This is a genomic window from Synechocystis salina LEGE 00031, from assembly GCF_015207985.1.
Classification (GTDB): domain Bacteria; phylum Cyanobacteriota; class Cyanobacteriia; order Cyanobacteriales; family Microcystaceae; genus Synechocystis; species Synechocystis salina.
Window position 1 is genome coordinate 1 of sequence record NZ_JADEVV010000064.1, and the last position, 21,875, is coordinate 21,875.

21 protein-coding genes are annotated in these 21,875 nt (G+C 48.7%); 12 read left to right on the forward strand and 9 right to left on the reverse strand.

Annotation, left to right across the window (positions count from 1 at the left end):
- The first annotated feature begins 185 nt into the window (after positions 1 to 185).
- Positions 186 to 683: an HNH endonuclease gene (locus IQ217_RS16705; RefSeq protein WP_190598213.1), complete on the forward strand. Its 498-nt coding sequence runs from the start codon at positions 186 to 188 to the stop codon at positions 681 to 683.
- A gap of 195 nt (positions 684 to 878) precedes the next feature.
- Positions 879 to 1,274, forward strand: coding sequence for a photosystem II complex extrinsic protein PsbU (gene psbU, locus IQ217_RS16710; RefSeq protein WP_194020818.1), 396 nt, complete (start codon positions 879 to 881; stop codon positions 1,272 to 1,274).
- 148 nt (positions 1,275 to 1,422) lie between these two features.
- Here the strand turns inward: psbU and IQ217_RS16715 are convergent, their stop codons facing one another.
- The gene (locus IQ217_RS16715) at positions 1,423 to 3,690 is read right to left on the reverse strand and encodes an FUSC family protein (protein WP_194020819.1); all 2,268 of its coding nucleotides are present in this window, start codon (positions 3,688 to 3,690) and stop codon (positions 1,423 to 1,425) included.
- Between the two features lie 525 nt (positions 3,691 to 4,215).
- Between IQ217_RS16715 and IQ217_RS16720 the strand changes: the two genes are divergently transcribed.
- The 3 genes from IQ217_RS16720 (at position 4,216) to trmD (ending at position 6,386) form a co-directional block, all read left to right on the forward strand.
- On the forward strand, positions 4,216 to 5,301 hold the full coding sequence (locus IQ217_RS16720; RefSeq protein ID WP_190598210.1) for an ATP-dependent 6-phosphofructokinase: 1,086 nt from the start codon (positions 4,216 to 4,218) through the stop codon (positions 5,299 to 5,301).
- A gap of 205 nt (positions 5,302 to 5,506) precedes the next feature.
- The gene (locus IQ217_RS16725; protein WP_190598209.1) at positions 5,507 to 5,680 is read left to right on the forward strand and encodes a hypothetical protein; all 174 of its coding nucleotides are present in this window, start codon (positions 5,507 to 5,509) and stop codon (positions 5,678 to 5,680) included.
- A gap of 10 nt (positions 5,681 to 5,690) precedes the next feature.
- Positions 5,691 to 6,386, forward strand: coding sequence for a tRNA (guanosine(37)-N1)-methyltransferase TrmD (trmD, locus tag IQ217_RS16730; RefSeq protein ID WP_194020820.1), 696 nt, complete (start codon positions 5,691 to 5,693; stop codon positions 6,384 to 6,386).
- Positions 6,387 to 6,475: 89 nt separating this feature from the next.
- On the opposite strand, the gene IQ217_RS16735 is transcribed toward trmD, so the two are convergent.
- The 3 genes from IQ217_RS16735 to crtD all read right to left on the reverse strand — a co-directional run bounded on the left by IQ217_RS16735 (position 6,476) and on the right by crtD (position 9,875).
- Positions 6,476 to 7,558, reverse strand: coding sequence for a Fe(3+) ABC transporter substrate-binding protein (locus tag IQ217_RS16735; protein ID WP_194020821.1), 1,083 nt, complete (start codon positions 7,556 to 7,558; stop codon positions 6,476 to 6,478).
- Positions 7,559 to 8,022: 464 nt separating this feature from the next.
- Positions 8,023 to 8,295 carry a YggT family protein gene (locus IQ217_RS16740; RefSeq protein WP_194016668.1) on the reverse strand — a complete coding sequence of 91 codons (273 nt, stop codon included), beginning with the start codon at positions 8,293 to 8,295 and terminating at the stop codon, positions 8,023 to 8,025.
- Positions 8,296 to 8,351: 56 nt separating this feature from the next.
- On the reverse strand, positions 8,352 to 9,875 hold the full coding sequence (gene crtD / locus IQ217_RS16745; RefSeq protein ID WP_194020822.1) for a C-3',4' desaturase CrtD: 1,524 nt from the start codon (positions 9,873 to 9,875) through the stop codon (positions 8,352 to 8,354).
- A 195-nt stretch (positions 9,876 to 10,070) separates the two neighbouring features.
- On the opposite strand from crtD, the gene IQ217_RS16750 reads away from it, so the two are divergent.
- Complete coding sequence (locus IQ217_RS16750) at positions 10,071 to 11,222, forward strand: MFS transporter (RefSeq protein ID WP_194020823.1); 1,152 nt, start codon at positions 10,071 to 10,073, stop codon at positions 11,220 to 11,222.
- A 91-nt stretch (positions 11,223 to 11,313) separates the two neighbouring features.
- Here the strand turns inward: IQ217_RS16750 and IQ217_RS16755 are convergent, their stop codons facing one another.
- Entirely contained in the window at positions 11,314 to 12,993 is a 1,680-nt protein-coding gene (locus tag IQ217_RS16755) for an NAD(P)H-quinone oxidoreductase subunit 4 (protein ID WP_194020824.1), read from the reverse strand.
- Positions 12,994 to 13,218: 225 nt separating this feature from the next.
- Between IQ217_RS16755 and IQ217_RS16760 the strand changes: the two genes are divergently transcribed.
- Positions 13,219 to 14,013 carry an Rpn family recombination-promoting nuclease/putative transposase gene (locus IQ217_RS16760; RefSeq protein WP_194020825.1) on the forward strand — a complete coding sequence of 265 codons (795 nt, stop codon included), beginning with the start codon at positions 13,219 to 13,221 and terminating at the stop codon, positions 14,011 to 14,013.
- 400 nt (positions 14,014 to 14,413) lie between these two features.
- Here IQ217_RS16760 and IQ217_RS16765 read toward each other — a convergent pair whose 3' ends face one another.
- Complete coding sequence (locus IQ217_RS16765; protein ID WP_194020826.1) at positions 14,414 to 15,352, reverse strand: HNH endonuclease; 939 nt, start codon at positions 15,350 to 15,352, stop codon at positions 14,414 to 14,416.
- Between the two features lie 112 nt (positions 15,353 to 15,464).
- On the opposite strand from IQ217_RS16765, the gene IQ217_RS16770 reads away from it, so the two are divergent.
- Positions 15,465 to 15,662 (forward strand): hypothetical protein, encoded by a 198-nt coding sequence (locus IQ217_RS16770; RefSeq protein WP_194020827.1) that lies wholly within the window; start codon positions 15,465 to 15,467, stop codon positions 15,660 to 15,662.
- On the opposite strand, the gene IQ217_RS16775 is transcribed toward IQ217_RS16770, so the two are convergent.
- Positions 15,651 to 16,223, reverse strand: a complete 573-nt coding sequence (locus IQ217_RS16775) for a Uma2 family endonuclease (RefSeq protein WP_194020828.1) — start codon at positions 16,221 to 16,223, stop codon at positions 15,651 to 15,653. The genes IQ217_RS16770 and IQ217_RS16775 overlap by 12 nt on opposite strands.
- A 31-nt stretch (positions 16,224 to 16,254) precedes the next feature.
- Complete coding sequence (locus IQ217_RS16780) at positions 16,255 to 17,682, reverse strand: NADP-dependent isocitrate dehydrogenase (protein WP_190598202.1); 1,428 nt, start codon at positions 17,680 to 17,682, stop codon at positions 16,255 to 16,257.
- Between the two features lie 230 nt (positions 17,683 to 17,912).
- On the opposite strand from IQ217_RS16780, the gene ubiE reads away from it, so the two are divergent.
- The 4 genes from ubiE to IQ217_RS16800 all read left to right on the forward strand — a co-directional run bounded on the left by ubiE (position 17,913) and on the right by IQ217_RS16800 (position 20,636).
- On the forward strand, positions 17,913 to 18,641 hold the full coding sequence (ubiE, locus tag IQ217_RS16785; RefSeq protein ID WP_194020829.1) for a bifunctional demethylmenaquinone methyltransferase/2-methoxy-6-polyprenyl-1,4-benzoquinol methylase UbiE: 729 nt from the start codon (positions 17,913 to 17,915) through the stop codon (positions 18,639 to 18,641).
- Between the two features lie 127 nt (positions 18,642 to 18,768).
- On the forward strand, positions 18,769 to 19,179 hold the full coding sequence (locus IQ217_RS16790; RefSeq protein ID WP_194020830.1) for a universal stress protein: 411 nt from the start codon (positions 18,769 to 18,771) through the stop codon (positions 19,177 to 19,179).
- 18 nt (positions 19,180 to 19,197) lie between these two features.
- The gene (locus tag IQ217_RS16795) at positions 19,198 to 20,022 is read left to right on the forward strand and encodes a biotin--[acetyl-CoA-carboxylase] ligase (protein ID WP_194020831.1); all 825 of its coding nucleotides are present in this window, start codon (positions 19,198 to 19,200) and stop codon (positions 20,020 to 20,022) included.
- Positions 20,023 to 20,060: 38 nt separating this feature from the next.
- Complete coding sequence (locus tag IQ217_RS16800) at positions 20,061 to 20,636, forward strand: DUF3611 family protein (protein WP_010871460.1); 576 nt, start codon at positions 20,061 to 20,063, stop codon at positions 20,634 to 20,636.
- Here the strand turns inward: IQ217_RS16800 and IQ217_RS16805 are convergent.
- Complete coding sequence (locus IQ217_RS16805) at positions 20,587 to 21,654, reverse strand: hypothetical protein (RefSeq protein WP_194020832.1); 1,068 nt, start codon at positions 21,652 to 21,654, stop codon at positions 20,587 to 20,589. The two genes, IQ217_RS16800 and IQ217_RS16805, sit on opposite strands and share 50 nt — an antisense overlap.
- Between the last annotated feature and the right edge of the window lie 221 nt (positions 21,655 to 21,875).

The following is a 21,875-nucleotide window of genomic DNA, read 5'->3' on the forward strand; positions in this document are numbered from 1 at the left end:
AGAGGGGGGAGTGATTATGCATCGCGTTCCAGGTTTTGAGTGGTATCTAATCCTAGAACGTGACCTCCCCTCTTTTCTACAATCCCCACCTAGACTGCTTTTCACTTCTTTTGTCAGTCAATCAGCCATGAATCTCAAAAGCTGATTGTGCTAGCATCTAGGGAAAAATTCAGCGATGGCAGACCATGGCTAAGGTTTTAGTCCTCAACGCTTCCTATGAACCTTTGAACATTACCCATTGGCAACGGGCAGTGGTGTTACTGCTGAAAGACAAGGCCGAAGCTCTGGAAAATAACGGCAAGCTGATCTATGCCAATTTTCCCCTGCCATCTGTGATCCGCCTGCGGCAATATATCAAGGTTCCCTACAAAGAAATTCCCCTCACCCGCCGCAATGTGCTAGAGCGTGATCGTCATACTTGCCAATATTGTAATTACAAGGGAGAACAACTCACCCTAGACCATATCATTCCCCGTTCCCGGGGTGGGGGTGACAGTTGGGAAAACCTGGTCACTGCCTGTGTGCGCTGTAACATCAAAAAGGGCAATCGTACCCCCAGGGAAGCACAAATGTCCCTAAATTATACTCCCCGTCGCCCCTACAGCAGTTTGCTGTTTGAAATCATTAAACATACCCGCAACGACCGCAACCATGAATGGCGAAAATACGTGATTGGTATTTAATCGCCCCAGGGGTTAAACCAACCACAATCCTAATAAGTATAATTACTCAGTCAGTCCGGGGAAGATGGTCAGCAGTGCCCCAAGAATATACAATCTATTGTAATTAGCGCTGGTTTGACCTGCCAAAATCGGCGCAGTCGGCATAATTTTCTTAGATAGTAACAATTCATTGCCTTGGTTTATAGGAGACAATTCATGAAATTTATTTCCCGCCTACTGGTCGCGTGTAGCTTATTGATTGGACTAATGGGTTTTTTGGGAGCGGATTTGGCCCAGGCCCTTACCCCCAATCCTCTGTTGGCTGAACTGAACGCTGTGGATGCTAAATTGACCACGGATTTTGGCCAAAAAATTGATTTAAATAATAGTGATATTCGGGACTTTCGTAACCTGCGGGGTTTTTATCCCAACTTGGCCAGCAAAATCATCGAAAATGCTCCCTACGATACCGTAGAGGAAGTTTTGGACATGCCTGGTTTGAGCGAAACTCAAAAAAGCCGCTTGGAAGCCAATTTGGGTAGTTTCACCGTCACTGAACCCAGCATTGAACTGATCTCCGGCGATGACCGCATTAATCCTGGGGTTTACTAAAACTTCCACTGTTCCACTGATTGCTATCCAGCCATTGCCTAGATCCGGCTGAGATGGAACAGTTATTGACTTTCCCAACCTCCATGAATATCCACACCACTCTGAACGTTGCATTGTTTGGGGTGGTTTTTGGTTTTGCCTACAGTTTTTAACTGGGCTGACTTTTGAGTTTGATTTCCTGGGCCAGATCGGGGGAGTCGGTAAATCTGGCGATCGCCGAGTGGATGGTTTCCAGGCGTTGGTAAATTTGCTGGCATTCCTCCACCACCAGGTTAAAGTCATTTAAATAACGGCGGATGGGGGTATTGCCCTGTTGCTGACCAATTTCCGCAATTCTTTGGGCCTGGTAATGCTGATGATAATCTCGGATTTGCTTTAAAGTTTCCGCCATGGGAGGCAACGCTGCGGGCGAAGATTGATTTTCCAGGGAAAGGCGTAAATCGGTTAAACTTTGCTCGACTTGGGTTGTAAACAGTTCCATGGCAGGGGGAGGATTACTGCCAGAACTATTCTCCAAATGACTGATCAAGACCCGAAAACCCCGACTTAGGCGGGCTAAATAGTTAGTGGTAGTCAGGGCTGGTTCCTTTTTTGTTAGGGGAGTACTGGGGTCATTAATAAAACGGTCTAGGGCAATTTGCATACCGGTGGCGGCCAATCGACTCTGATTGCGGACTCTTTCTGCTTCTCGCTGATTAATGGCTCCTTGGCCCAACAGGGCAGGGGTTAACTGTTGAAAGTAAGCTTCTAAATTGACGATCATTTTGACCCCAGCTTGGGTGAAACGAAAACGTTCTGACTGCCGCAAAAAACTGAACCCCAACACCAGAGCGATTGCACTGCCAATGAGGGTACAGACCAAGCGGGACGCCAGGGCATACTCCGTCGGGACTTCGGGCACAATAGCCTTAAGAATTAAAGCAAAAGCTGTGACAAAAAAGACTGCCACACTGTAATGAAATCTCAGCAGGGAAGTACCCAAGGCGATCGCTAAAATACCAAGCAAACTAAGGGTATGGGGATCTTGAACCAGTTTGAGGGCAATGGACATGACCAACACCCCCAACAGAGTGCCCACCAGACGGTTGGATAGGCGCTGGAAAGTCAAGCTAAAATCCGGCTTGAGCACAAAAATTAGGGTTAAAACAATCCAAAAACCATAGGGAATACCGGTAATTTGGGCAATTAATAGCCCCGCCATGCCGCCGATCGCCAACCGTAAACCATGGCGAAACAGGGGAGAGTTGAGCTGAAAATTATTTTTCAGGGGCTCCCACCAAGGAGTAAAGGCTGGGGTGGAAAATCCCTCATCATCAGGTCCTTCCCCTGGGTGAAACAGCCGGGGATTTTCCAGTAGTTGGGCCATTTGAATAGTCTGGGATAACTGATTGGTCAGGTTTTCTAAATGGGTAACCAATTGGGTGACAGTGGTCAGGCTATTATAGTCAGCAAAATCTTCCGTCAAGGCCTGTTTTTGTAAGGTTTGTTGTTGTTGTAAAGCTTGCAGTAATAGTTGCAGACGGTTCGTATTGGGAATACACCGTTTTCCCGTCACCATTTGGGCTAAATCCAAACAAATATCTCCCAATGCACTAATGGCATCCTCCATTAAAATTTGTACTGTTTGCAATTGGGGTAAATTGTGAAAGTTGATAATCTCACTCAGTAACATTAGGGGCTTATTCAAACGTTCCGTATGTTCAATCAGTACCAGTAATAACTCCCGTAATTTGCTCTGGCCCCACAGACCCCGTTGGCTCTCCACTAAAGCTTGGCGGGATTTGAGCAGATTTTGTCTTAGTTGCACCACCAGGGGCTGGACCATCGGATCGTCTTGGTCAAAACTTGATGCCGCCATGGCTTTGAGATAATTAGCCAAAATGGTGAAGTTATTAGCCACCATTTGCCGTAAAGGTTGATTGGGACGGAAGGGCCAGATAACGATGGCTAACACCAAACCCCATAGACCGCCGATCGCCAGGGAAATAAGTTCAAAAGAATCAGCACTAACATTTTGGGAACCCAACAGAAAAGCAAAACTGCTGACTACTCCCACCATGCCCCCCTGCTCTCCGTACACCGTTAAATAACCAGAAACAAATAGCACTAACCCTGTGGCAATTAGACCGATGCCGCCATAATGCACCGCCACCATCCCCATCGCCATGGCGATCGCCGCTCCGATCCAAGCCCCCAAAATAGTTTTCAAGCGCACTGAATACAGCCCCCCCACGTCCGCCAGCAAAATTAACTGGGAGGCTAAACCAATGCCCAAACCAAGCTGGGGATCCCCCAAAACCAGGCCAGCCGAGTAGGGCACAGCCATGCCGCAAAAAGTCCGAATTCCCCTACCCCCATCAATGGTGCCATTGGTATGGATTAAAAAAGCAAGGCGTTGACGGAGCTTAGCTAGCATGGCTTTGTTGTGAATATCCCCCTCATTTTGCCCTAGGGATTAACGAAAAAGAGCATTGACCAGATTTGGAGCCCGTTTCTAAAATTATGGTTTGATTCTCCAATCTACCCACTAAAACTCCAGTAAGGCTGAGGTAATTTTCCCTAGTTTCCCCCTAAACCGATGGAAACCGATCGCCTTTAAATCAAGGCCTCAGACCAGCCCCAAATTATTAATTTGCTCGGTGTAAATAGTTTTAAAAGCTAATTTTTTTGCTTGTCAATAAACAGATTTAATCGGATTTAATTTTCATATTTAGACCATTTTTTCAAAATAAGAGTAATTCACAATGGTGAAAAAATCTTTGGCAATGCTCAGCAGACTAGTATCAGTTGATGACAAATAATCAAACATCAGCATAAATCAGCCCCTATTGTTTAAAAGTCGGTTAAGAATTGAGGACAATTTTAAGAATTCTCACAATTTAGTTCCTCTGCCGGAATTTACCTCTACAAATAAGTGAGCAACCACTTTGCAGGGACAACCATGGGGGAAATTAAACGCATTGGTATTTTAACCAGTGGAGGAGACTGTGCCGGACTAAACGCCGTGATTCGCTCCGTGGTACACCATGCCATTGGCACCTACGGCTGGGAGGTTGTTGGCATTCAGGAAGCAACCCAGGGACTAATGGAAAATCCCCCCAAGGCGATCGCCCTGCACCGGGATAACATTGACCATTTGTTAATGATGGGAGGCACCTTTTTAGGCACCACCAATAAGGGTAATCCGTTCGCTTTTCCCATGGGGGACGGCACGGTAAAGGACCGCACAGAAGATATTATTGCCGGTTATCGCCAGTTGGGCCTTGATGCCCTAATCGGCATTGGGGGGGACGGCAGTTTGGCCATTTTGCGCCGCATTGCCCAACAGGGGGGCATTAATTTAGTGGGAATTCCCAAAACCATTGACAACGACGTGGGAGCCACCGAAATCTCCATTGGCTTCGACACCGCCACCAACATTGCCACCGAAGCCTTGGACCGCCTCCATTTCACCGCCGCTAGCCACAACCGGGTTATGGTGCTGGAAGTTATGGGTAGGGATGCGGGGCACATCGCTTTGGCCGCTGGCATCGGAGGGGGAGCAGACATTATCCTCATTCCTGAAATTCCCTACCGCATTGAAAGTGTGTGCAACAAAATTCGCCAACGACAGGCCCAGGGGAAAAACTTTTGCCTGGTGATGGTCTCGGAGGCGGTACGCACGGAATTGGGGGATCAGGTCAAACAAATCCAGCAATTTGGCGAAGATCGTTACGGCGGCATTGGCAAATACATTGCTGAACAGATTGCCCAGCGCACCGGGGCAGAAACCAGAGTGACGGTGCTGGGGCACATCCAACGGGGAGGCATTCCCTCTCCCTTCGATCGCCTGTTGGGCAGTGTGTTTGGAGTGGCGGCGGTGGACTTAATTGCGGCGGGCAAATTTGACCACATGGTGGCCTGGCGTAACCGTCAAACCATTAGTGTGCCCATTGAAGAAGCGATCCAAACCTATCAAACGGTTAAGTTGGATGGGGCATTGGTCAAAACCGCCCGGGGATTGGGCATTTGCCTCGGCAATGATTAGCCTAACTAGGGGCAGTAGGCAGTATGGGGGAATTTTTTCCGGTGAGGGGAAATAATTGTAAAGAAATATGGCGGATTTTAAAGCTTAGTTGCGAAAACCGTCGTTTTTCTCCCCTCTTCCCCAGGGGGGTGATACCTTGTAAGACGAAAATTTTTCGATAACTTTAACAAATTTAACCAATAAATAAGGGTGGGGGTTAGAGGTTATGTTTGATCGTCCCAACAAAGATTTGATTAGTGCTGGTTTAGTTTCTGCCCTGGGAGCTGGCATTGTGACTTCCTTTGCCGTTAATCAGGGGCAAGACCCTCTGGTTGCTTTGATGATCACGGCGATCGCCAGTGTTTGTGGTATGGTGTGTCACCAGTTTGATCTAATTTGATTGGCCCTCTGTGCAGTTTGACGTCCTCACCCTGTTTCCTGATTTTTTCACTTCCCCTCTCCAATCCGGTCTCCTCGGTAAGGCCCTGGAAAAGGCGATCGCCAGCGTTAATTTGATTAACCCCAGGGATTTCACCACCGATAAACATCGCCGAGTGGACGACGAACCCTACGGGGGCGGGGTGGGTATGGTAATTAAGCCGGAGCCAATTTTTGCGGCGGTGGAATCGTTGCCGGTACTGCCCAAACGGGAAGTAATTTTGCTGACTCCCCAGGGGCAACCCATGGACCAGGCTTTGTTTCGGGAGTTGACGGATTATAACCAACTGGTGCTGATCTGTGGCCACTATGAAGGGGTGGATGAACGAGTCTGCCAACTGGTGACCAGAGAGGTGTCCCTCGGAGATTTTGTCCTCACCTGCGGGGAAATCCCCGCCCTCACCTTGATCAACGGTGTAATCAGGCTACTGCCCGGCACCGTGGGCAAAGAAGCCTCCCTAATTGCCGAGAGTTTTAGCACCGACCTGTTGGACTATCCCCACTACACCAGGCCACCAGTGTTTCGAGGCTTGGCCGTACCGCCAGTGCTGTTGTCTGGTAACCATCAGGCGATCGCCCAGTGGAGATTAGAGCAACAGGAGGAACGTACCCAGCAGAGAAGACCGGATCTTTGGGAAAAATGGGAAAATCAACAGCCTTCCCCCTAAGAGGTAAATCCTAGTTCAAGGACAATGGCTAAGGCAGGGAACAGATCTTTAAACCCTTTGCTCAACCATTGCCACTAGGTTTGAGGACACTACTTCCAGCCCGCCTCGTTCATGATTTTGGTGGCGGGAGCTAGGGCCGGGCCCAACTTATCCAAATTGGTGGTGTCGGACTTAAATTCCCCAAAGGAAGCCACGGACTTGTTCAGGGGAACCCCAGCCAAAACGGGATATTCGTAGTTATTTTGGGCTAAAAATGCCTGGGCCGGTTCACTGACTAAAAATTCAATGAATTTGACCGCCCCTTCCCGGTTGGGAGCCGTTTTGACTACCCCCACTCCGCTGACATTGACGTGGGTACCCCGCCCTTCTTGGTTGGGAAAGAATACACCGACATTTTCGGCGATCGCCTTTTTGGCCGGCTCTTCACTTTCCAGCAGTCGCCCCATGTAATAGGTATTGGCCAAGGTCAAATCTGCTTCTCCAGAGGACACCGCTTCAATTTGGGCCGTATCATTGCCCTGGGGTTCCCTGGCAAAGTTACTGACAAAACCCTTGGCCCATTCCAAAGTGGACTGCTCCCCATCGGCCACTATCAATGAAGCCACCAGGGATTGATTATATTCATTGCTGGAGGAACGGATAATTATCCGGCCTTTCCATTTGGGATCCGCCAGGTCTTCGTAGGTGGACAGCTCCTCTGGTTTAACTTTGGCTTTGTTATACATAATCACCCGAGCCCGCTTGGTGAAGCCAAACCACATGCCATCTGGGGAGCGGAGATATTCCGGGATACTGGTCTGTAAAATTTCGCTTTCCACCGGCTGAAAAATGCCATCCTCCTCCGCCCGCCATAGCCGGGCCAAATCCACGGTGAGCAGCACATCCGCTGGGCTATTGGCTCCTTCGGACTTAATCCTTTCCAGCAGTTCATCTGCCTTGCCTTCAATCAGGTTAACTTTGATGCCTGTTTCTTCGGTAAATTTGGCGTAGAGTTCGTTGTCGGTGTTGTAATGGCGGGATGAATATAGGTTAATCTCCTGTTGTTCCCCTGGTGTATCGGCGATCGGGGCATTGGGGGATTGGCCACAGCTACTAAGCAATTGGGAACCCACCACCACGCTAACGGCGGTTCCGATGGACAAAAATAGGCGACGGGATAATTTTTGGACCATGGCGGCTGAGTTTTCTCACTCCTCTAACAAAAGTAATTCTCAATAATTTTATCAGCGGTGGAGACATATTTAATAATTTTTCTGATTATTTGATGGGGGCTCCGGCCAAGTGCGATAAATAAGTCCTATTATTTTGCTCATAAAATCTGAGGATAAAAATTCCTTTGGTTGGGGATGGAGAGACCAGAACTGTTATTTTGAAGCACTTTTGGAGACTGAGGAGAGAAATTCAACCAAGTCTAAACCATGGTGACACTGTCGAGCTGCTTTTGCTATCCTGAGATTGTGATAGCCTTAGCTGATAAGAAGCCCTATTCACTAACAGAATTTATTATTAATAGTAATTGGGGCAAATAAAATCCCCCTGGCGCAACAGAGGGAAAGGATGTGAACCGTAGTCGGTGGAACTGGACCCTGCGGACTCTAACCACCAATTAGATTTTTAGCCACCGGAATTATGTCGATTAAAAGCCAGCGTAGGGAACAGCCACACTGCTGAGGGCCTGTTGGAGAAACTGCAACGCAAAAATGGCCAGAATGGGGGAAAAATCAATGCCTCCCAAGGGCGGGATAAAAGAACGGAAAATATTCAAATAGGGATCGGTCACGGGGCTGAGAAAACCCATGATGTTGCCGGCCCACTCCGCAGTTTGAAACCAGGACAGCAAAATGCGGACAAATAACAACACTAGGTAGATGTTGATGAAGCTGACGAGGGTAGAAAGGAGTAGGTCCATAGTGGCAATGGTGATATCGATAGCAATGAACAATTGTCTTTCATCTTAACCTGGCCCTAGAAATTTGTTGCTCCACTGGCGCAAATTTGCCGGGCAATGGTGAGAGCGCTGTAACTTACCCCGGCGGTGCCTTCCCCTGGATGGACGGAATCCCCCACTAACCATAAATTACGGATGGGGGTACGGGGAGCAAAGCCAAAGGGGCCAAAGGTGAATCGGCGTTGGCCTACTCCGCCCACAATGCCTTGTTCCCGAGCTGTGTAACGGGCAAAGGTGCGGGGAGTGGCACTTTCTTGATGCACAATGGTCGATTCGTTTAGGTTGAAATACTCTCCCAATTTGGCGATCGCCGTTTGGGTGTAACTTTGCTTGCGGGCTTGATATTCTTCTGGGGAAGCATCCCACCAGGGAGCCACATCGGTGAAGGAAGAAGCAATTACGGTTCTACAATTCTTGGGAGCCCGGCCATCCCCTGGTTTACTGACACTGACAAAAAGGGAATTATTTTCCCCAATGGGACCACTGCCGTTGTACAAAAATTGTAGGTGGGGAGCACAGTCGGGCGGAATAGCATCTTCCCTGACCCCCAAATAAATGACAAAAGCACCGGAGCTAGGGGGTAAATTAGTCACCCTTTGATGATAACCAGGCAATGGCTGGTCCACCGCTTTGAGTAAATTCTGCACGGTTAAATTGGCCACCACCTGCTGAGCTTGCTCCCGACGTACTTCGCCGCTTTTTACATCCCGCACCGTCACCCCCTGTACTTGCCCTTGGTCACAATGGATCTGCTCCACCCGCTGACCGCAAAATACCTCCCCTCCATAGTGTTTTAAAGCTTCCACCAGGCGATCGCCTAGGGTTTGCATACTGCCCTGGAGATGCCATAAACCCTGGGGCGCTTGGGAAACACTCAAGGCCGTAGCTGCATATAACAAAGCTGTCTCATCGGCTCCTACCTGGGAATAGAGTTTTAACTGTAAATCGAGGAAAGTTTTTAGGCGGCGGTCTGCCCCTAAACCCAATAGCCGCAGAGTATCCCCCACCGTGAGGGTGACAAAAGGGGCCGTAAGCAGAGTATCTGGCCGCAAGGCCTGCAACAATTGGCCTAAATCCCAGGCATTACGGGGCGGTAAAACGGGATCCCGTGCCTGAAAACGCCAACTAATTTGGAACAAGGTTTGTAGTAATTGCCAAAATCTGCCACTTCCTGGAAATTGCCGCTCCCTTTCCCTTTGCCATTGATCGGGATTATGCCAAACGTTAATTGGTTGCTTTTCCCCAGGTAAAAAAACGGCACAGGCGGGGTCACAAAGGGTTGCTTCTGGTAAATCCACCTGTAACTGCCGGAAAATGCGGTGGTGAATGCCCCCTGGTTCTAGGCCTGCCACCTGGGTGGCCCCCACATCAAAAATGAAACCCCGTCGTCGAAAAGTGGAAGCACAACCCCCAACCATGGTCGCCTGTTCATAAACTTTGACTTGGTAACCCTGCTGGGCCAACAAGGCCGCCGTTGTCAAACCGCCAATGCCAGCACCAACTACAACCACAGATTGAGATTCAGCATTGTTCGAGGCCATGGGAAAAGGATAGTGGGGAAATTTTCTTTACATTTCTTAATGTAACTGTTTGTCAAGGTTCGTGGCCCTGGAAATAGTTAATTGATTTGGTGGGGCAAATGCGATAGGCTCAGCTCCAACGTTGGCGATTACTAGCTGGGAGCTTTCCCAACTGACGGCGGGCAGTTAAATTTCCCCTTGGATGGACAATAACCAATGATTCAGCATTCTGCGGTTTTGTGGCGGCGGGTTTGGGCCATTGCTCTGGTGCAGGGCTCGGTAACCTTGATGTGGATAACTTACCGTCTTTATCTGGGGGATTTGCTCAAGAGCTGGGGATTTTCGCCGGAGTTTGTGGTCGGATTGCTAACATTTGAGATGGTTTTAGGGGTGGTGATGGAACCCCTATTTGGTGCTCTGAGCGATCGTCAACAGCGGACGTTAGGCACCCGATTGCCGCTAATTTCTTTGGGGGTAATTCTCGCCGCCGGTTTTTTCCTCCTAATTCCCCTGGTATTTTTCCTGCCCATTGCCAACGTAGCTCGGTTCTTACTACCGGCATTGGCGATCGCCTGGGCCTTGGCCATGACCCTATTCCGTAGTCCCACCATGGTGCTGATTGGTCAATGTGCCCCTGTTAATCAACTGCCTTTGGCCATGGGAATTTTGAGTCTGGTGGGTGGCCTATTTGCCGCCTTTCGGAAACCCATGGGTCAGTGGCTATTGAGTTTGGGTAGTTTACCGGCTTTTTTACTTGGTTCAGTGGTTTTATTGGGGGCCAGTCTATTTTTAAGTCGAGTTTTGCCACCGACTAACGAAAACGCAGAACCAAGCCCGGCAACGGTTAAAGCTTTTCCTTGGATTGCCATGGTCAATATTGCTCTCTTCGCCATTGGCACTACCTGGGGCACTAGGGTCTTAATGCTGGTTTTAACCAAGCAATTGGAGGGGATTAATAATGGCTTCATGGGTTTGCAACTGCTGCTGGCATTAATGGCCCTGCCCATGGGCTGGTTGATTCGCAAAATAGGTCATCCAGTGGCATCCCTAACCACTGCCCTAGGGCTTCTGGTGCTGACCTTATTCTTTTTGCTCAATGACTTTTGGCTACCGGCGATCGCCTTCTCCTGGTTATTGGGGTCGAGCATTTTAAACAATGGACTAATCCCATTACTGCTACAAATCCTCCAGGGTAATCAGACCGGTGTGGGCATCGGTTTATATTTTGGCTGTGTCGGTCTGGCGGGGGATATTTTTACCCGTTATTGGTCAAGCAAACCCGTTCAGATTCAAGAAGGTTTGGGACTGGCAATGCTCGTAATGGCTACCTTACTTTGTGCCCGATATTGGCAGCGTACAGATTCGTAAATAAAAAAAGGGAGTAGGAGACTGATTGCCCCCACTCCTTTTTATTTAAGAAAATCACGCAGTAGTCTAATTAACTCAAAAGACTAGATCACTAGGGTTGAACTTTGACCGTGGCAAAGTCCGTGGTGGGAATGTGGGGCGCAGTTAATGCTTCCGCATAAACCCGGGGATTGGTTTCGGCAATTTGCACGTAGGATTGGCGCACTTGGCTGTTCACCGCTACCGTGGTGGCATCGTAAACCTGGGTCGCTAATTTGGGATAAAGACCCACTCCAATAATCGGCAAGAGGAAGCAAGCGGCAATGAAGACCTCCCGGGGACGGGCATCGTCATAGATGGCATTGCCGGGGAGCACACAACTGGTGCCAAAACAAACCGCTTCCTGATCAGAATTGGGGGAGAGGCTATCCTGTTCTAGATTGCAGGAAGGGGGGATGTTGTTGCCATAGAATAGTTGGCGCAACATGGACAACAGGTAAATGGGGGTAAGCACCAAACCCACGGCAGCGAGGAAAACGGTCACTGTTTTGAAGGGGGTGCTGTAAATGTCGCTGGAGCTCACTCCGACAAAGACAGTTAATTCGCTGACAAAACCGCTCATGCCGGGGAGGGCGAGGGATGCCATGGCGCCCATGGTGAACAGGGCAAAAACCGTCGGCATTACTTTGCCAATATTCCCCATCTGGGCCAAGGAAAGGGTGTGGGTCCGGTCGTAGGTAACCCCAGCCAGGAAGAAGAGGACGGCGGCGATTAAACCGTGGGAGAGCATTTGCAACATGGCTCCACTGATGCCCAAGTCGGTGAAGGAAGCAATACCGAGTAGAACAAATCCCATGTGGGAAACAGAGGAGTAGGCCAGGCGGCGTTTCATGTTGTCCTGGGCAAAGGAGGAGAAACCACCGTAGATGATGTTAACCACCCCAAGGATGACTAGGATCGGCGCAAAGTAAACGTGGGCATCTTCCAACAGACCAAGGTTCAAGCGAATGAGACCGTAACCGCCCATTTTCAGCAGCACCCCAGCCAAAATCATGGATACAGGGGCAGAGGCCTCACCGTGGGCATCGGGTAACCAGGTATGGAAAGGGAAAATGGCTAATTTAACGCCAAAGGCAATCAGTAAACCGGCGTATAAAAACAGTTCTAAGGCGATCGGGTAATCTTTCAGACCCAATTCCGCAATGTCAAAGGTGGTTACATCACCGTAGAAAGCTAAGCCCAGGGCGGCAACCAAAATGAATACGGAGGCGGCGGCGGTGTAGAGCAAAAACTTCATGGCGGCATACTGCCGTTTTTGGCCACCCCAGATGCAAACTAGGAGGTAAACCGGCACCAATTCCAGTTCCCACATGATGAACAGTAGGAGCATGTCCTGGGCCACGAACACCCCAATCTGGGCCGCATAAAGCACCAACATCAGGAAGTAGAAGAGGCGGGGCTTATGGTCCACCTGCCAAGCGGCAAAGATGGAAAGGGTGGTAACCAGTCCTGCCAGTAACACTAGGGGCATGGAGATACCATCCACGGAAACACTCCAACTGAGCCCAAATTGGGGAATCCAGCTAAATTTTTCCTGGAGCTGAAAACCGGTATTGCTGATGTCGTAGTTAGTCCAAAAAACGTAGCTCATCAAAACAAAATCCGCTAGACCCACACCAAGGGCATACCAGCGGACTTGTTTCCCGTCTTTGTCGGGAATTAACGGAATGAAGAGGGCGGCGACTAACGGCAGGGCAATCATCGTTGTCAGCCAGGGGAAGTGTTCCAACATGGTAATGAGAATAAATACCTAGTGATCTTCCTCCGATTATATTAAACTTTGTAAACTTTTGAGAATTTTTTTTGAGATTTTCGTTATAGCAGTCAGAGATTGGGCTCTATCAATGGGAATAATTTCTTTAACTTCAGCTTTTCCCCACCTAAATTCCTTAAATTTTTGCCAATTATCTGGCGATCGCCTGGCGGATCTCTAGGAGATGACCAATAGAACTTGGATATGTTTGACAATCTCTGCAAATTCCTCGCTGAATCCTTTTCCGAAGACTACGCCGCCTGGTTACTGGGACGACCAATCAAATTGACCAAGCTCAGTCCAACGGAACTTTCTCTAGAGCCAATTCGGGCTGACTCCCTGATTTTGGAGCAATCGGAAGACTTGGTGTTGCATCTGGAATTCCAAACGGAGCCTGACCTAACCATGGGCTTTCGGATGTTGGACTATCGGGTAAGGGTTTACCGCCGTTTCCCCCAAAAGACGATGCACCAATTTGTCATCTACCTAAAACGTAGTAACAATGACTTGGTTTATCGGGACAGTTTTCAGTTGGGAGAGACTGTGCACCGTTATCAAGCGATTCGGCTCTGGGAGCAACCATCGGAGACATTTCTCCAAAGTCCAGGGCTATTGCCCCTAGCGGTATTGACGCAGACCTCTGACCCTACATTAAAATTGAGGGAAGTGGCGACTGCATTGGAACAGATTGAAGATAATCGAGTTAAGGCAAATCTCATGGCGGCAACCTCGGTTTTTGGCGGAATTCTGCTGGCCCCTGAGCTTATCAAGACAATTTTAAGGAGTGAAATTATGAAGGAATCCGCTGTCTATCAAGAAATTTTAGAAGAAGGTAAAATTGCCGGAAAACTGGAGGGTCGGCTGGAGGGAAAATTAGAGGGCAAACTAGAAACCATACCTCTGTTGAAAAAATTGGGGTTGACAATTGCCGAAATTGCCAAGGAATTAGATATTGATGTTGAACTGGTTAGTCGATTTGTTGCTAACCACAAGAATTAAGGTTGAAATGGTCATTGGACCGAATATGGCTTGACCGATCTTTTGGGGGACTGAACAGAATTTTGTGTAAACTAGAGTTTTGGAACCTACATTCCGCAGGCCCTACCAATAGTTACTAAATTTTCGGGAAAACACTACAGATAGCGTAGTTTTCTAGTATTGATTGACTGGGAGTCAAGAGGCAAACCCCGAAATAGGCTTGCCGTCGTACTCGATTTTAGACGAAGGTGTACTACGTGCGGAATGTAGGTTGGAAACAGAAAATTAGGTATAAACAAGTCAAATATTTTTAATACAAGACTGCAATACTTGCAGAAGTTCTCACTGTCTTAATTTATTTCAAGTAGCTATATCACTAGCATCTTTATTATGTAAAATACAGTCCACTCCAATCAAATTTTTAGGTGACATTTTGAGATTTAATGATTTCTTGCAACTCTTCAACTGTTAGGGCGGGGCGCTTACGATGTATCATCCTATGGCAATTGGCACACAGCACTCTAACATCTTTAATACTGGTCTTAATATTTTCGTCCCACTCACTTTCAGGACGTTCAGACAGCGGGTTTAGATGATGGCACTCAATGTAGCTAACCCCAAGCTCTCCGTACTTCTTTTCATAATTGAAGTTGCAAACCTGGCAAGTATAGCCATAAAAAGCCTTTGCTTCTTTGATTAGTTCAGGATTTCGACTAAAGAATCCATATTCTTTAAATATTCGAGTTCCTTCAGCATATTCTTCTTGCTGGGTTCTCTCTCTTACCTTATGTTTTGAAAACCTACTACCTTGATGATCTTGATATTTATCGCTCTGAATACCAAGACCGATTAAATATCCTTCAACTCCGTTAAACTTCTCAAGCCTGTCACTGCGTACTCTGTAAACATTACCACTCGGTCTAAACTTCGAAGCATAACCCATATCTTCTTTGAATTTGTGCCATGTTAAGGAAATTAATTTGGTTTCAAAGAAAAAAATATATGGAAACCTGCCTTCTCCCCATAATGCTATGGATAATTCATACATTTGATATTTATGAAAAACTTTTATGATCGCCAAAACTGGTATTTCTCCACTGCTACCAGTAGTTTTAATGAGAAGCATAGCATCATTTACATCTAGGGTTCTTATAACGCTACTTGCCCCTGAAGGTACTCCCCAGCAATTAAAATAGCCAGAGGGAAATTTATCCTTCAATTCTTCCAAAAGCTTATACTTATATTTCTCAGTATTTGGAACAATTTGTTCAACAAATGATACAGGAACTTTATTAAATACAGTTTTCGGAAAATCTCTTGTTGCGCCCTTCAAGCCCACATCGTGAAAGAAAAGTTCCATAAGCTTACCCTGTATCACGCTACTTTATTTTTCCCTGGTTGATCGGCCACCTAACTATTCATTATACGTATTATACGACAGGTTTCTATATAACACTCTTTAAAGTGACGGTATGTTTAACCTTGCTTTATACTACTATGTTGAGATCAAAACACCAGAAAATATCCGAGTAATTTTAGCTTTAGCTGATCATCAACCAAACCCTACACCCTACTTATTCCGCCTGCGTCAATCCCAAGGGCATTCACCATTGCTATTAGCCCAAACCCTTACCTTACTGGCGATCGCCTTTAGGATTTTAAAGGGCTAAACCTCGGTAAATGGCATTTACGGCAAAGCTCAAACCAATGCTTTTAAGTTCCACCCGATCGCCGGCCTGATAATTGAGGATTAACCAATCACCGTTGTCATTTTTGTGATAGAGATCAACTTCCACGTTGGTGGAGCTGACCAAGAGATAGTCCTGCAACATAGGATTACGGGCATAGAGCCGAAATTTGCTGCCCCGGTCATAGGCTTCGGTACTGGGGGATAAAACCTCCACAACCAGGCAGGGATAGGTAATAAATTGTGTTGACTCCCGATCCCTTGGGTCACAGGTAACGCTGACATCGGGATAGGTATAGTTTTGGGTGTTGACGATCTGGATTTTTAAATCCGAATTGCCCGTTTCACAATCACCGCCATCAAGATGATTACAAAATAAAGTCGATAGGCGGACACTGATAACACTGTGGTTTTTACTGCCGCCCCCCATGGCATAGATATCCCCGTCAAAATACTCATGCTTTTCCAACTGCCTTTCTTCCCATGCCAAATATTCTTCGGGGCTGAGCTTTGGGAATGGGGCAGACTCAGATGCAGAAATCATGACGGGTTGACTCAACGGATTTTATTCAACGTTAATCATCAAAATGACTGACGATCGCCTGGGCAAACTCGGAACATTTCAATGGCTGATCTACCTTCGGTTCCATCAACCGGGCCAGGTCATAGGTCACTTCCCGATTGGCGATCGCCGCCCCAATACCTTTTTTAATCAGGTCAGCGGCCTCCTGCCAGCCCATAAATTCCAACATCATGACGCCGGAAAGAATCACCGAGCCGGGGTTAATGCGGTCTAGCCCAGCGTGTTTGGGGGCAGTGCCGTGGGTTGCTTCAAAAATGGCCGCACTATCACCAATGTTAGCTCCAGGACCCATGCCCAAACCTCCTACCACAGCGGCGGCGGCATCAGAAAGATAATCCCCGTTTAAATTCATCGTCGCCAGAATGGAATACTCATCGGGGCGGGTTTGAATTTGTTGGAAAATGCTATCGGCAATGCGGTCGTTGACCATTACTTTATCTTTCCACTGGCCATTACCGTGGGATGCCCAAATGGAGTCCAAAACCTGCTCCACTTCCTCTTTAATCACCGCTTTTTTCTCTTCAGTGAGGGTATCGTAACCGGGGTCAATCATGTGGGCGTTGGCCTCAATAGTCAAATCAGGATTACTTTCCTTATTGCCCAAAATCCAAGATTCCCGCTCCGTAACGCATTCCGCCCGAAATTCCGTGGTGGCCAATTCATAGCCCCAATCCCGAAAGGCTCCTTCGGTGAATTTCATAATGTTGCCCTTATGGACCAGCGTCACCATCTGTTTGGCTTTCGGTAACCGCAACGCATGGAGAATGGCCCGCCGCACTAAACGTTGGGAGCCGGTTTTACTAATTGGTTTAATGCCAATGCCGGAATCAAGGCGAATTTGTTTTTTGCCTAAAGCCGGAGTCGCGGGAATCAGATCATCGTTGAGATAAGCGATTAATTTTTTTGCTCCTTCGGTGCCTTCGGCCCATTCAATGCCCAGGTAAATATCTTCTGTATTTTCCCGATAAACAATGATGTCCAATTTTTCAGGGGTTTTATGGGGGGAGGGAGTGCCGGGATAATAGCGACAGGGCCGCACACAGGTATAGAGATCAAAAATTTGCCTCAGGGCCACGTTTAAAGACCGGATGCCACCGCCCACAGGGGTGGTCAAAGGCCCTTTAATTGCCACACCGTATTCCTTAATCGCCGTTAAGGTATCTTCCGGTAAGTATTGATAGGTGCCGTATAGTTCACAGGCTTCGTCCCCCGCATAGACCTTAAACCAGTTAATTTTCTTCTCGCCGCCATAGGCCTTGGCGATCGCCGCATCGATGACTAACTCGGTGGCGGGCCAAATATCAACCCCAGTACCGTCCCCTCGGATGTAGGGAATAATCGGATCGTTGGGCACTACGGGCTTACCTGCAACAAAGGTGATTTTTGACCCAACGCTGGGGGGCTGAAGTTTTTCGTACATAGCAAATTGTCATTGAAAAAACGGCACGGAGCAGATCATAATCCTTTCTGGAAGCTCTGATTGCATTGGCCGTTACGAAATTTTTTCCCTAGAGACACGGTAATCAATGGGCGGTTTTCTTATTACTGAAACCAATCTATGGCTAGATAAAATGTGATCATTGCTTTTACCAAAAATTTTCACAAAAGACGGCGATCACCAAAATAAACTTGACCAGTCCTGATTTTTCCATGAATTCTTCCCGATTACCCCAGCCCGCGGCCCAGGATGTACAGAAAATTTTTGCCCGCATTGCTCCCCAGTACGATGACCTCAACACATTTTTGAGCTTTGGTCAGCACCATATTTGGAAGGCCATGGCCGTTAAGTGGAGTGGCGTATTACCTGGCGATCTTCTGTTGGATGTGTGTTGCGGCAGCGGGGATTTGGCTTTCCAGGGGGCCAAGGTGGTGGGCACGGGAGGAAAAGTTATTGGGTTGGATTTCTGTGCTGAACTATTGGCGATCGCCGCTGGCAAACATCAAAGTAAATATGCCCAGTTGCCGATGCAATGGCTGCAAGGAGATGCCCTCGCCTTACCCTTCGACGATCATGAATTTGACGGGGCCACCATGGGCTATGGCCTCAGAAATGTAGGCAATATTCCCCAAGCCCTAAAGGAGTTGCACCGGGTACTCAAACCGGGCAAAAAAGTGGCTATTCTCGACTTTCATCAACCAAGTAATGCTTTGGTGGCCAGCTTTCAGCGTTGGTACCTGGCCAATGTGGTGGTGCCCATGGCCAAGCAATGGCGTTTAACTGAGGAGTACGCCTATCTGCAACCGAGTTTAGACCGCTTTCCCACCGGCCCAGCCCAAGTCAAACTTGCCTTAGAAGCAGGGTTTGCCAAAGCTGTCCACTATCCCATTGCCGCCGGTTTAATGGGGGTTTTAGTAGCAGAAAAAGACTCTATTGGCTAGGTATAAGGTTGCTGGGATTCTGCAAAATTTGGCGACCCGATCAGCCAGTGCCTGTAAAATTTGATGTCGATTAATTGCTGGCGATCGCCTAATCGCGCTATTGGTAGGAGATAGCGGAGGTGTCATTATGTTCAAAACCATTCTATTTCCCCTGGACCGGAGCCGAGAAGCAAGGGATGCGGCCCAAATGGTCGCGGATTTGGTCAAAATCCACCAAAGTCATTTAGTTTTGTTGTCGGTGGTGGAAAAAACTCCCCCCGGCCAAGACCACGAAGCCCACGGCATGGATTCCCCGGAAGCGGTGGCCAAATTACTGGAGGCAGCCCAGGCTGTTTTTTCCCAACAGGGCATTGCCACCAAAACCATTGAACGGGAAGGCATGGCTTCTTTCACCATTTGTGACGTGGCCGATGAAGTAAATGCAGACCTGATCGTGATGGGCTGTCGAGGTTTAGGCCTCACCACCGAAGGAGCGGCGGAAAGCGTCACTGCAAGGGTAATTAATCTTTCCCCTTGCCCAGTGCTGGTGGTGCCCTAGGGTTAGTCCCCAATTCCCATGGCAGAAATCAGCAACGTTGGGGACGGGGATTGGCTCAACCAAGCTTGGCAGCAAGACCATGGCCAACCCCTATGCCTGAACCGCCCCGATATCCTCTCCGGGTTAAAGATTATCGCCCCTGCCTGTACCGACTCCACCAACCAACTGCTGTGGGACTTACGACATCAGGGTTATCAACCGCCCCTAGCGGCGATCGCCAGGGAACAAACTGCTGGTCGGGGGCAATGGGGTCGGAGTTGGCAGTCTCCACCGGGGGGATTGTATCTATCCCTGTGGTTAGCCACCCATTTACCCATAAGCCACAGTCCCCACTTGGTTTTATGGAGTGCCTGGGGCATCGCCTACGCCCTAGTTCAGCACGGCATTCCGGTACAACTCAAATGGCCCAATGATCTGCTGTTACAAGGTAGAAAATTGGCCGGCATTAAAACTGAAAGCAAAATCAGTGGGGGCATAATTACCGCGGCCATCGTGGGAGTGGGCATTAACTGGATTAACCCCGTACCGGCCACTGGCATTGCCCTAGGGCCCTTTTGCAAAGCCCAATCAATCCAGAGTGTGACCAATCTGACGGACTTAGCTGAAATTACCCTGGCAGGGCTTACCCTCGGCTGGCATCGTTACCAAAGCGAGGGGATTGGGGCCATTGTGGCGGATTACCTGCAATTATTTGCCCATCGGGGTCGGGAAATCAGCTTACCCCAGGGTATGGGCATCATTGAATCCATCACCCCCCAGGGGGAATTGGTGGTAGTGATAGATCAACGGCGGGAAATAATCCTCCCCGGCACCATTAGTCTAGGCTACGATCAGGGCGGATAACGGCTAAAATACGGACAAGTTAACGCCTACGCCCCACCATGAACCGACGCAACACCGAATTGGCCAATCCCATTCCCCAGGCCGCCTTGCGGGCCTCCGTAGACTTAACCACCTGGGGCAACATCGGCTTTTGGGTGCAGATTGTCCTGGGAGCCTTTTCCGTCGTCACGTTTTTGTTTGCCGGTTTTAGTTTAAGTGGCCCCAATCGCACCACCGGCATTGAAGCGGGCATTCTTTCGGCCTTTATTTCCATTGTCCTGTTGGGCTTTGGCATTTTCTTTTCCACCCGTTACCGTCGTTTAGGGCGCAATCTCAAAGATTCGGAAGCCACCAAGCATCCCCGTCGGGCGGATATTCTCAAGCTGATTCGTATTGGCTTGATCATCAACTTGGTGGGCATGGGTACCGCCATCATCGGAGGAGCGGCCATGAGTGGCATTGTGTTGGGCAAAGCCCTCAGTGTGCCGCCGGGAACCTTTGCTTCCGCTGCTGACCCCAACCGTTTTGTGCAATCCACCGATTTACTAGCCATTCAGGCTAACATCAACACCATCATTGCCCACTTCACTGGTTTGTTGTCATCCCTGTGGTTGCTAGACCGTCTGAACAAGTAATTTTTAAACGTACTGTGTTATTGCCATCCTCATCCAGGGGCACTTCAATTACTTCCTGGGTTAATCCTTCAATGGCCGTTAACAGGGAACGTAGGTTGGGGGTACTGGCTCCGGTGTCCACATAGAGGCGATCGGATAGGGTGGCTAAACGTTTCCAGGTGGTGAATAGTTTGCCCACAGACTGCTCCAATTGGGTGGCTTGTTTGAGCAGATCCGCCGCTGTGTTGAGGCAATCTAAGCGCAGGGCCTCCTCTAAGGCCAGTTCCATATCTAACGGGAAAGCTTTTAGGGTTTGTACCTTGGCTGCCGCATCTAGATATTTAGATAGATTGCGGGCAGAAGTGGTGAGATATTTAACTGTGTCCACATCGGGGGAGGCGATCGCCTCTTCCTGTAGAGCTTGTAAATGAACTTCTGGTACCTTTTCCAATTCCTTCACCAGGGGAGCCAAATGACGAGGAGGCACAGTGCCGTCGGTGGCCTTTTCCTTGAGCACATCGGGCAATAGTTCCGAACTCATGGCAGTCCACTCATCCGCCAACTGCTTCACTTCCCGTCGGGTAATCCGGTCGCCATTATGGGCCGCATCACTGACCAACTTTTGCACTTCTGGATCAGCTTTAGCCGTTTCCACAAAGGCCCGTTTGCTGAAATTGTTGATGGAACCGGGGTCCAGTTGTCCTTCGGCAATGAGGGTATCGGCACTATTGGCCAGTTGAATGAGGGCATAGGCTTGGGTTTTAGAAATCTCCCGTTGCTTGAGCCAATTTAAAAAGCCAGTGCCCCGACCTTCGCCACCAATTTTTTCCCGGTCCCGCACCGCCCGGAGAATGCGCCCCCGCCAAATTTCCGTCTGGAGGTCAAAGCGCTCGCACAGTTGCCAAAAATCATCCAACTGCTGCTGAAACTCATGCTCTTGGATTTCCTCATCGGCGGGATCCGGCAGGGCAAAGTTAATGTCAGCGGGAATTTCCAGCGCGGCGGTAATGGCTTCGGGGGAAGGCGCAAGCTCAACCATAGGGCTAATCTTTAATCTAGTTAATATTTGGGAACGGCAAAGCAAAGGCTTGGGGAAAGCAATAATTGCCAAAGCTTTACCAAGCTATCACAAGGGGGAGATCTTCCTGGTCGGTCGTCCCCAAATAGGGCTAAGCAAGGCCTATCAGGGGTTAATTTTGGGGATTTTCCACCGGGGGTAAGGCCGGTTCCGTTGGCACAGGAGACTCAACCCTAGGGGCG